Here is a 10,383-nt window from a genome sequence, read left to right on the forward strand (position 1 = left end):
AAATATTAAACATTAAATCAAATTAACATGAAAAGATTTTTGCCTTGGATTATCGTAGCAGTTGTTATTATTGTAATTTACAGCTGGGTTAAAGGAATTAATAATACCGCAGTGACTTTAAACCAAAATGTAGAACAATCTTGGGGTGATGTGCAAACTGCGTATCAAAGAAGAAATGATCTTATTGGAAATTTAGTAAATACTGTAAAAGGAGCCGCGGATTTTGAAAAAAGCACCCTAACCGCTGTAATTGAAGCACGTGCCAAAGCAACTTCAGTACGAGTTGATCCAGCCAATATTACTCCAGAACAATTAGCTGAATTCAACAAAGCACAAAGTGGGGTAAGCAGTTCATTATCTAGATTATTAGTGACAGTTGAAGCATATCCTGAATTGAAAGCGAATCAGAATTTTTTAAAATTACAAGATGAATTGGCCAGTACAGAAAACCAGATATTAACCGCCAGAACACGTTTTAACGAAGCGGTTAAACCTTATAATTCCCATATCAAAACATTCCCAAATAGTTTGTTTGCAGGAATATTCGGTTTCAAAGAAAAAGCATATTTCAATGCAGTAGAAGGTGCAGATAAACCAGTCGAAGTAAAATTTTAATTTAAAAAAATGTCAAAAGCAGCAGATTTTTTAACCAAAGAAGACGAACAAGAAATTGTTGAAGCTATTCGCATGGCTGAAAAAAATACTTCTGGCGAGATTAGAGTTCATATAGAAAAAACTACTTCCATGGATGCGTATGATCGCGCCATGGAAGTTTTTCATGAACTGAAAATGGATGAAACCGAGCTTCAAAATGGTGTTTTAATTTACTTGGCTGTAGAAGACCGGCATTTTGTAATTTGTGGTGACAAAGGCATTAACGATGTTGTTCAAGATGATTTTTGGAATTGTACCCGAGATATTATGGTGGCAGAGTTCAAAAAAGGAGATTTCAAACAAGGACTTGTTGATGGAATTGCCAGAGCAGGTGAACAATTACAAAAATATTTCCCTTGGCAACAAGGCGACACAAATGAATTATCAAACGAAATATCAAAAGGATAATGCTATTACAAAAAAAGAATACCCTAATTTCTCTAAGATTGTTTGTTTGTTTTTTAATTTCTCAAATCACATTTGCACAATTTACGATTCCTGAAAAACCAACTTTACAAACTGCTGTTTACGATTATGCTAATGTGTTGAATGCAACAGAAAAGGCACAATTAGAACAAAAACTGATACAGTATTCTGATTCTACTACTACCCAAATTGTGATAGTAACCATAGAAACTCTTAAAGGAGAAGATATTGGTATTCTTACACCAAAATGGGCCCAAACATGGGGAATTGGAGGAACTGCAAAAGAGGACAATGGCGTTCTTATTTTATTGGCCAAAGCAGAAAAAAAAATATGGATCTCACCCGGATATGGACTGGAAGATCGATTGACTGCGGGTATTGGTGGAGAAATCAGCCGAAACATTATTATTCCCGAATTTAAAGCGGGAAATTATTACAATGGCCTTGACAAAGGCACCGATGCTTTGATTGATGTTTTTAAAGGCAAGTACAAAGGCGTACGGAAACAAACGAAACAAGATAAAGGATTTCCTATTTTACCAATTGTAATCATTGTTATAATTATACTGGTGCTCATTTCAAGAAATAAAGGTGGTGGAAATTCCGGGAATTCTGGCGGAGGTGGTCCAAGTTTACTTGATGTAATCATTTTAAGCAGTCTCGCTGGTGGCAGAGGAGGCGGATTTGGAGGAGGAAGCTCTTCTGGAGGTGGATTTGGTGGTGGCGCTTTCGGTGGTGGATTTGGTGGTGGCGGTTTCTCTGGAGGAGGATCTGGAGGAGATTGGTAGTAAGCAATGATGATTCTCTATATTCTGATTGTACATAGTTGAACAAAGACAACTTCATCTTCAAGACCCATTTAAATCATTAAAGCCCATTCCTTTTTAAGTACTTTCTGTTTTTTTTTATTTTTAAATATTTGAAACACCAAATTAATTATTATTGCATTATAAAACCTAAATTAATTATACTAAATGCTTTCACAAAAAGCCAAATATGCGCTAAAAGCCCTCTTATATTTAGCGCAACAAGAAGAAACCTATGTTTCTCGAACTATTGAAATTGCCGAGGCGGCCTCTATTCCAAAAAAGTTTTTGGAACAGATTCTGTTGGATTTAAAACGAGGGCATTTCGTAGGTAGTAAACAAGGAAAACTGGGTGGATATTATCTTATAAAATCTAAAAACGACATTACTTTAGCCGATATACACAGACTTTTTGATGGCGCTATTGCTTTACTTCCCTGTGCTTCATTGAATTTTTACGAACGCTGTTCTGATTGTGCAGAAGAATCAGAATGCCTATTAAGACAGGGGTTAATTACCATTAGACAAGAAACTTTAAAAGCGATGGAAGGCATAACTATTGCTTCATTAGTCAAAAAATAAAAAATATTTTCAAAACTCTACTAATTTTATAGAATTAATTATATATTTGTTTTTAATTTAATATTACGTTACCAATCCAAATATAAACTTATGAAAACGCTCCAAAGTAAATTTACTTTTTTGACAAGACATGTACGAAAAAATCAACTATTTGTAATTAAAGAAAAGAGTTTTAAAATTATCTGTATGTAATAGTTAAAAAAAATTTAATTTTAATTCTACTAAATACATATAATTTATATAATAATGAAAACTATTTATACAAAAACAATTATAACGCTCGTACTATTAATAATATTCACTCCTTCAAAAGCACAAAGTACTATACAAGGAGTTGTTACAAATACAAATAATATCCCTTTACAAGGCGCAAAAATCGTATTAAAAGGAACAAAACATACTACAAGTACAGCCTTAAATGGAACATTTACTATTGAAACCCCCGAAAAATTTCCTTTCTCGTTCACTATAGAAAACACAGGGTACCAGTCTAAAGAAATCAATATTTATGAACAACCTTCTATGGCCTTACAAATAATTCTTTCGGAGGAGAATCAACTTATTGAAGTAGTCATCACATCAAGACGCAGAATTGAAAAAGCACAAAATGTTCCCATTCCAATTTCTGTTGTGAGTGGCAAGCAGGCCGAAGAAGCTGGTGCATTCAACGTGAATCGTTTGAAAGAATTAATACCTTCTGTTCAGCTGTATTCATCAAATCCAAGAAATACAACTATCAACATTCGTGGACTGGGTTCTACTTTTGGCCTAACTAATGATGGTATCGATCCAGGAGTAGGTTTTTACGTAGATGGAGTGTATTATGCACGTCCTGCAGCAACAACATTAGACTTTATTGATATAGACAGAATTGAGGTATTACGTGGACCCCAAGGCACATTATACGGGAAAAGTACTACTGCAGGTGCTTTTAACATAACCACGCGTAAGCCGAACTTTATTTCAGGGGCAAACGTGGAGGTGAGCTTTGGAAATTATGGTTTCCTTCAGGCAAAAGCTTCAATAACCGGAGCATTAAGTAAAAAAATTGCTGGACGATTGTCTTTTTCAGGAACGCAACGTGATGGTCTAATAGAAAATGTTGCTACAGGAAAATCAGTAAACGATTTGAATAATCAAGGAGTAAGAGGCCAGTTACTTTATAAGCCAACAGACAATACAGATATTACATTAGCTGCTGATTTTTCGCGTCAACGTCCGGATGGGTATGCTCAAGTTATTGCTGGCGTAGCCCCAACAAAACGTGCTGCTTACCGACAATTCAATCAGATTATTTCTGATTTAAACTATAGTCTTCCAAGTCAGAACCCATTTGACCGTAAGATTGACACGGATACGCCATGGCGTTCAAACCAAGATTTAGGCGGTATATCACTTAATATAGAAACTAAAATTGGAGGAGGAACCCTTACTTCTACCTCAGCTTGGCGCTATTGGAATTGGGATCCCTCCAATGATAGAGATTTTACAGGTCTTCAAGTACTTAAACTATCTCAAGCCACATCAAAACACCAACAATGGTCACAAGAAGTACGTTATACAGGAGATTTCTCCCGAAAATTAAGCGGTTTAATTGGTGTATTTGCTATCGGGCAGCAACTTAAGGCAGATCCTATACAAATTGAAGAAGCTGGATCTGCTCAGTGGCGCTTTTCTCAAGATACACCAAACGATTCCAGTGGCTACTCATTATGGCAGACACCTGGACTTCTAAATGGATACGGAATCAAAACCAAAAATACACTCAACACTTTCAGCGGAGCCATATTTAGTCAATTAAATTGGGAAATTACAGATGGTCTTCATTTATTATCAGGTCTTAGATATAATTATGACCAAAAAAAATTGGACTATAGCAGAGAGACCTACGGAGGTCTTCAAACAAATGACCCAGCTTTACTTGCCTTGAAAAAGAAGGTATATTCTAATCAGGCTTTCAAGGTAGATGTAGATGACACCAACTTTTCCGGGAATTTAACAGTAGCTTATAGAGCCTCTGACCGCATCAATACTTTTGTTACGTATGCGAGAAGTTATAAACCTGTAGGTGTTAACGTAGGTGGGATACCTACCGATGCTACTGGTCCGATAATAGCCCTTGCTGAAATAAAACCCGAAGAAGTAAATCATTTAGAAGCGGGAGTTAAAACTACCCCTTTTAACCGTACTATACTGAATTTCACAGTATATAATACTGATATCAAAAACTTTCAAACATTGGTTCAAAGTCCTGACGTTAGCCTAAACCGTGGTTATCTTGCTAATGCCGAAAAAGTACGTGTACGTGGTGCTGAGCTTGAGACGAGTGTTAGTATCAGCAAACATCTGTCGTTCAACGGGGCAGTATCTTATACTGATGGTAAATATATTTCTTTCCAGAATGCGCCGCTACCATTGGAAGAAACTGGTTTAAAAGATGCAAATAATAATACCATATATGCCAAGGATATTTCAGGTGGTGCCCTACCGGGTATCTCAAAATGGGCAGGATCTTTAGGAAGTGAAATCTCTGATTCGGGTAAATTACTTGGTGCTGCAGGGAAGTACTTCTTTGCTTTAGACACTTATTATCGTTCCGCGTTTTCTTCAAGTGCGTCTCCTTCAAAATATCTAGTAGTTAATTCCTATGCTTTGCTGAATGGTCGTATCGGTTTCCGTGCTTCAGAAGGCTTATCGATTTACATCTGGGGACGGAATTTATTAGATAAAGATTATTTTGAACAATTATTACCTGCAGGTGGTAATGCCGGACAATATGCAGGTGTTTTAGGAGATCAAAGAACCTATGGTATCACCTTGATATACTCCTTACAATAGTTACAATTCTACTAAATTTTAAATACATAAACACCGCAATTGGTTGTATAACCACAACGATTTATAAATTTTTGAACTGAAGTTTAAAAATTAGGTCTCGTCTCAAATAAACAAATTTTAATAAATTAATTATCATAGGAGATAAGAATAGATATAATCAATAAATTAAACAGCGTTTACGTAAATTTGCAAAAGAGCGAAATAAATTTATGAAAATTACCAATATCCTTTTCTTATTCTTAATCTGTTGTGTATCTCGAGCTCAAACCGAAAAAAATGTAGATCATCAAAGTATTCTTTGGACACGATATTATAACCAATTGACATTAAATAACAAATGGGCTTTACACACAGAATTTGACAACCGGGTCTTTTTAAAACCAGTAAAGCAAAACTTATATGTAATACGAATTCAAGGACGCTATAAAATAAATGAACATTTTGAAACAGGAATTGGGTTTACGCATTTCTCAGTTGCTACACAAAACCCACAACTTTCCTATGATTTTAATATACCCGAATATAGAGGACAGCAAGATATAACATGGAAATTAAACATTATTAGAGTAACATTCAACCAACGATTTCAAGTAGAAGAACGGTTTATTCATAATGCCAATAAGGAATCTTTATTACCCGGCACTACATTTTCTTGGAGATTCAGATACAGACTTCAAGCGGACTACACTTTTTGGAAAAAAGAAAATCAGTATTTAAAAACTATTCTCTCCGATGAAATAATGTTCAATGCCGGAAAAACTATCTTGAATAACACCTTCGATCAAAATAGGGTTTATGGTGCGGTACAATACGGCATTACTAAAAACATTGCTATTGAGCTTGGCTACTTAAATAGTTTTCAAAAACGCAGTAGTGGAGTAGATTATTTCAATCGAGATATTGTTCGAATCAGTATTTTTCATAAACTCAAGTTACAGAAAAAGACAAAAAATACCTAATTACAGTTAGTCTACAAAGTAAACAATAACTTAATTTAAACATTGATTAAGAACACTTTAACCTATTTTTTAAGATTTAGTAAGTACCTTTAATAAAAAGAGTACAGCTATGAAAAATTCAGCAATTAAACTCGTTTGGTTTACCACGATTTATGTTTTTATATTTGCCGGTTTATGCCAAGCCAACCTTACTTTACCAGTTATCATGACCCTATATTGCATTGGAATACCGTTAATTCTCTTAATGGTCTATACCGTATTAAAGGATGATTATAAAACTACAAAAACATTTAAAGATTGGTACGGTGATCATCCAATGAAAACATTAGAGGGTGAGGAAGAAAACCAGAAAACCGGTTCTACTTAAATAGCGATTTTAACCAAAAAAATCCCGATTTCTCGGGATTTTTTTATTTTTCTCTGATATAAATATCGATTGGCACTCCTGAAAAGTCCCAGTTTTCTCTAATTTTATTTTCAAGGTACCGTTTGTAAGGTTCTTTTACATATTGTGGCATATTGGCAAAAAACACAAACTGTGGTGTTGGTGTTGGCAACTGCATGCAATATTTAATTTTCACATACTTCCCTTTTGTCGCTGGTGGTGGATATGCTTCAATTACTTTCAACATAAATTCATTAAATTTTGAAGTCGCAATACGTTGTTGTCTATTCTCGAAAACTTTTACGGTAGCTTCTAATGCCTTTAATAAACGTTGTTTTGTTAAAGCAGAAACAAAAAGAATAGGTACATCTGTAAATGGCATTAATTCTTCTCTGATTTTAGCTTCATAATCCCGAGTTGACATCGTTTCTTTTTCAACCAAATCCCATTTGTTCACTAAAATTACAACTCCCTTACGGTTTTTCTCCGCCAACCAAAATATACTTTGATCTTGCCCTTCAAAACCACGAGTAGCATCAATAATCAGGATACAAATATCAGCATGCTCAATGGCACGAACTGAACGCATTACCGAGTAAAACTCTAGATCTTCCTTCACTTTCGCTTTACGACGAATTCCTGCCGTATCCACTAAGTTAAATTCGAAACCAAAACGGTCAAATTTTGTATCAATAGCATCACGGGTAGTTCCTGCAATATCAGTAACAATATATCTTTCTTTACCAATTAAAGCATTGATGAAGCTTGATTTTCCAGCATTAGGACGCCCTACAACTGCAAAGCGAGGCAATGCAATTTCTTCCTGAGTTGGCTCTGGTTTAATAGGAAAAGCATCAATCAATGCATCCAATAAATCCCCTGTTCCGCTTCCAGAAATACTGGCAAACGTATAATATTCTCCTAAACCAAGATTGTAAAACTCAATCGCATCTTTCTCACGCATCGCATTGTCCACCTTATTTACTGCAAGTAAAACCGGCTTCGTAACTTTACGCAACAATCTCGCAACAGCATCATCCATTGGGGTAATACCTTCTTCCACATCAACTACAAAAATGATAACATCCGCCTCATCAATAGCAAGTTCTACCTGTTTACGAATTTCGCCTTCAAAAACATCATCCGATCCGCGCACGTATCCGCCGGTATCAATTACAGAAAATTCCTTTCCGTTCCATTCGCTTTTTCCATAGTTTCTGTCACGGGTCACTCCCGAAACTGAATCTACAATCGCTTCTCTTCTTTGGATTAATCGATTAAAAAGTGTCGATTTCCCTACGTTTGGCCTTCCTACAATGGCAACAATGTTATTCATAATCCTATTTTCAAATATTTTGCAAAGGTATGCTTTTTGTTTATGCTTTCAACTTTAAAGTTTTAGGAGCTTTTTCCCGCTATCCGCTGTATCTTTTTCTATTAAAAAACCAGAAAAAGGATGTCGCTCCTATCCGGGCTAGGGTATTTGCGGATCAAATCGCATTTATTTTCATTCGATTAAAGGACTAATCGAATAACTAAATCAATACTTATTGATTATAACCAAAACGCTTCAACATATTTGCGTTGCTTCTCCAGTTTTTATTCACTTTCACCACCAACTCAATATGAATTTGTTTTCCAAAAAACTTCTCTAAATCAACCCGGGATTCCATTCCTACTTTCTTCAAAGCGGCACCTTTATGACCTATAATGATTCCTTTCTGGGTTTCACGCTCCACCATAATCAAAGAACGGATTCTAATGATGTTTTCATCCTCAAAAAACTCTTCTGTAACAATTTCTACTGCATAAGGAATTTCTTTGCTGTAATTCAACAAGATTTTCTCACGGATCGTTTCATTGACAAAGAAACGTTCCGGTTTATCGGTCAATTGATCTTTTGGGTAATACGCAGGAGATTCTGGCAATAAGGAAATAATTCTGCCAAAAACTTCTGGCACATTAAAATTCTGTAAGGCCGAAATTGGGAAAATTTCTGCATTAGGAACTTTCGCAGTCCAGAAAGCCACTTGTTCTTCCAGTTGGGCCTGATTTGAATTGTCAATTTTATTCAACAATAATAAAACAGGGATTTTAGCATGGATAATTTTATTAAAAAACGCTTCGTCTTTCAATTCTTGTTCTCCAATTTCAACCATATAAATCAGAACATCAGCATCTTCAAAAGCAGACTTAACGAAATTCATCATTGATTCCTGCATTTCGTAGGCAGGTTTGATGATTCCAGGTGTATCGGATAAGATCATTTGAAAATCTTCCCCGTTTACAATCCCAAGAATTCTATGACGTGTTGTTTGTGCTTTCGATGTGATTATTGATAATCTTTCTCCAACAAAGGCATTCATCAATGTTGATTTCCCAACATTTGGATTTCCTATGATGTTTACAAAACCTGCTTTATGTGACATTTCTATTATAATTTATTTTGCAAAGGTAGACATATCAAGTCAATAGACGAAATAAAACATTTTTTAAAATTTTCGTTGGAAATACTAAAATTCGTTGTACATTTGCACCCGAAACAACGCGGGATAGAGCAGTAGGCAGCTCGTCGGGCTCATAACCCGAAGGTCACAGGTTCGAGTCCTGTTCCCGCTACTAAGAATTTTATTGAAATTACAAACGCACATCGCGGGATAGAGCAGTAGGCAGCTCGTCGGGCTCATAACCCGAAGGTCACAGGTTCGAGTCCTGTTCCCGCTACTAAGGAGAACCCATCAAGATTTTGATGGGTTTTTTCATTTTCACCACCTCCCTCAACTCCTACAAACACTGAGATTAGCTCAAAAATACCATTCACTTTCTTGGTTAGATATTCCCTATTTTCTGCCCTAATGGACAAATCTTTTGGAAACACTAAATTTTGGATTCTTATTTTGTTCTCGACATCTCCTCTATCCCAGTAATCACTGATGTTTTTAGCTTTCTCAACCACTTTTCGATATGTTTTTTGTGTTTTATTCACAACCATTTACTCTTTAAATACCTCTAATTCAGATCAAAATTGCAAGACCTATTTGTTATATTTTTATCACTAAAATTTGGGTTGTCAAAATATCATTTATCTAAATTTCTTTGCTTTACAAGTAAACTTATCATTTCATTTTTTCCTTCCGTAGTTATCGTATTATTGGACGCTGATAATGAAGAATAATATTTTTGCCTTTTTCTATATTGAAAGCAAAAATCTCTTTTCGAATACAATTTACTATTTCAATAGTATCATATTTTAACTCTGAAGGTAATTGCTTCTTAAAATAGTCTCCATTTTTTAAGCATATTTTTAATCCATAACTTTTATGCTTCTTGAGTTTTATGCCCGCAGCAATAATTAGTAGAGAAGGAGCTATTAAAATCATATCAAATGGCAAATACCATATAGAAAATAGCATAAATGCTATTGATAATAAAATATAACTAAAAGTATAAATAGGAGCTAGTTTATCGACTGTGATATAAACCTTATCTACTTCCGAAATCGGAATTTCTTTTTTATTTTTTTCAGAAATTAAAATTAAGCGATTCTTAACCAATGTTACTTTCGTAAATTTATTTATAGAAATCATAATTACTAATTTTTAACTGAGGCTGTTTCTAATGTGGATGTTGAGTTTTTGAAGAACTTTTAACGGGTACAAATAATGAGAATCAGAATTAGATGCTACGATTTTGTTAAACCATTAACTACACCAAACCTACATAAAATGAATTA

10 protein-coding genes and 2 tRNA genes are annotated in these 10,383 nt (G+C 34.9%); 9 read left to right on the forward strand and 3 right to left on the reverse strand.

Annotated elements, in window-relative coordinates; translation table 11 throughout:
- The first annotated feature begins 27 nt into the window (after positions 1-27).
- The 7 genes from ACNQF9_RS01415 to ACNQF9_RS01445 all read left to right on the forward strand — a co-directional run bounded on the left by ACNQF9_RS01415 (position 28) and on the right by ACNQF9_RS01445 (position 6,632).
- Complete coding sequence (locus tag ACNQF9_RS01415) at positions 28-615, forward strand: LemA family protein (RefSeq protein WP_417958484.1); 588 nt, start codon at positions 28-30, stop codon at positions 613-615.
- 9 nt (positions 616-624) lie between these two features.
- Positions 625-1,062 carry a TPM domain-containing protein gene (locus ACNQF9_RS01420; protein ID WP_417958485.1) on the forward strand — a complete coding sequence of 146 codons (438 nt, stop codon included), beginning with the start codon at positions 625-627 and terminating at the stop codon, positions 1,060-1,062.
- The gene (locus tag ACNQF9_RS01425; protein ID WP_417958486.1) at positions 1,062-1,868 is read left to right on the forward strand and encodes a TPM domain-containing protein; all 807 of its coding nucleotides are present in this window, start codon (positions 1,062-1,064) and stop codon (positions 1,866-1,868) included. The genes ACNQF9_RS01420 and ACNQF9_RS01425 overlap by 1 nt, the downstream gene beginning before the upstream one ends.
- Before the next feature lie 186 nt (positions 1,869-2,054).
- Positions 2,055-2,468, forward strand: a complete 414-nt coding sequence (locus tag ACNQF9_RS01430) for an RrF2 family transcriptional regulator (RefSeq protein WP_417958487.1) — start codon at positions 2,055-2,057, stop codon at positions 2,466-2,468.
- A 246-nt stretch (positions 2,469-2,714) separates the two neighbouring features.
- The gene (locus tag ACNQF9_RS01435; RefSeq protein WP_417989489.1) at positions 2,715-5,306 is read left to right on the forward strand and encodes a TonB-dependent receptor; all 2,592 of its coding nucleotides are present in this window, start codon (positions 2,715-2,717) and stop codon (positions 5,304-5,306) included.
- Between the two features lie 209 nt (positions 5,307-5,515).
- Entirely contained in the window at positions 5,516-6,265 is a 750-nt protein-coding gene (locus tag ACNQF9_RS01440) for a DUF2490 domain-containing protein (protein ID WP_417958489.1), read from the forward strand.
- A 109-nt stretch (positions 6,266-6,374) separates the two neighbouring features.
- Entirely contained in the window at positions 6,375-6,632 is a 258-nt protein-coding gene (locus tag ACNQF9_RS01445) for a hypothetical protein (protein ID WP_417958490.1), read from the forward strand.
- 43 nt (positions 6,633-6,675) lie between these two features.
- On the opposite strand, the gene der is transcribed toward ACNQF9_RS01445, so the two are convergent.
- Together der and era are read right to left on the reverse strand one after the other, a co-directional pair.
- Complete coding sequence (gene der / locus ACNQF9_RS01450; protein WP_417958491.1) at positions 6,676-7,986, reverse strand: ribosome biogenesis GTPase Der; 1,311 nt, start codon at positions 7,984-7,986, stop codon at positions 6,676-6,678.
- A 211-nt stretch (positions 7,987-8,197) separates the two neighbouring features.
- Positions 8,198-9,079: a GTPase Era gene (era, locus tag ACNQF9_RS01455; RefSeq protein ID WP_417958492.1), complete on the reverse strand. Its 882-nt coding sequence runs from the start codon at positions 9,077-9,079 to the stop codon at positions 8,198-8,200.
- A gap of 117 nt (positions 9,080-9,196) precedes the next feature.
- Between era and ACNQF9_RS01460 the strand changes: the two genes are divergently transcribed.
- Both ACNQF9_RS01460 and ACNQF9_RS01465 read left to right on the forward strand, forming a co-directional pair.
- Positions 9,197-9,269, forward strand: a tRNA-Met gene (locus ACNQF9_RS01460).
- Positions 9,270-9,301: 32 nt separating this feature from the next.
- Positions 9,302-9,374, forward strand: a tRNA-Met gene (locus tag ACNQF9_RS01465).
- A gap of 416 nt (positions 9,375-9,790) precedes the next feature.
- On the opposite strand, the gene ACNQF9_RS01470 is transcribed toward ACNQF9_RS01465, so the two are convergent.
- Entirely contained in the window at positions 9,791-10,237 is a 447-nt protein-coding gene (locus tag ACNQF9_RS01470; RefSeq protein WP_417958493.1) for a hypothetical protein, read from the reverse strand.
- Positions 10,238-10,383: the final 146 nt, after the last annotated feature.

It is taken from the genome of Flavobacterium amylolyticum (genome assembly GCF_048284335.1).
In the GTDB taxonomy this organism is placed as follows: Bacteria; Bacteroidota; Bacteroidia; order Flavobacteriales; family Flavobacteriaceae; genus Flavobacterium.

Coding starts and splice junctions, on each gene's coding strand:
- ACNQF9_RS01415 (WP_417958484.1), top strand. CDS start 28: ATGAAAAGATTTTTGCCTTGGATTATCGTAGCAGTTGTTATTATTGTA.
- ACNQF9_RS01420 (WP_417958485.1), top strand. CDS start 625: ATGTCAAAAGCAGCAGATTTTTTAACCAAAGAAGACGAACAAGAAATT.
- ACNQF9_RS01425 (WP_417958486.1), top strand. CDS start 1,062: ATGCTATTACAAAAAAAGAATACCCTAATTTCTCTAAGATTGTTTGTT.
- ACNQF9_RS01430 (WP_417958487.1), top strand. CDS start 2,055: ATGCTTTCACAAAAAGCCAAATATGCGCTAAAAGCCCTCTTATATTTA.
- ACNQF9_RS01435 (WP_417989489.1), top strand. CDS start 2,715: ATGAAAACTATTTATACAAAAACAATTATAACGCTCGTACTATTAATA.
- ACNQF9_RS01440 (WP_417958489.1), top strand. CDS start 5,516: ATGAAAATTACCAATATCCTTTTCTTATTCTTAATCTGTTGTGTATCT.
- ACNQF9_RS01445 (WP_417958490.1), top strand. CDS start 6,375: ATGAAAAATTCAGCAATTAAACTCGTTTGGTTTACCACGATTTATGTT.
- der (WP_417958491.1), bottom strand. CDS start 7,986: ATGAATAACATTGTTGCCATTGTAGGAAGGCCAAACGTAGGGAAATCG.
- era (WP_417958492.1), bottom strand. CDS start 9,079: ATGTCACATAAAGCAGGTTTTGTAAACATCATAGGAAATCCAAATGTT.
- ACNQF9_RS01470 (WP_417958493.1), bottom strand. CDS start 10,237: ATGATTTCTATAAATAAATTTACGAAAGTAACATTGGTTAAGAATCGC.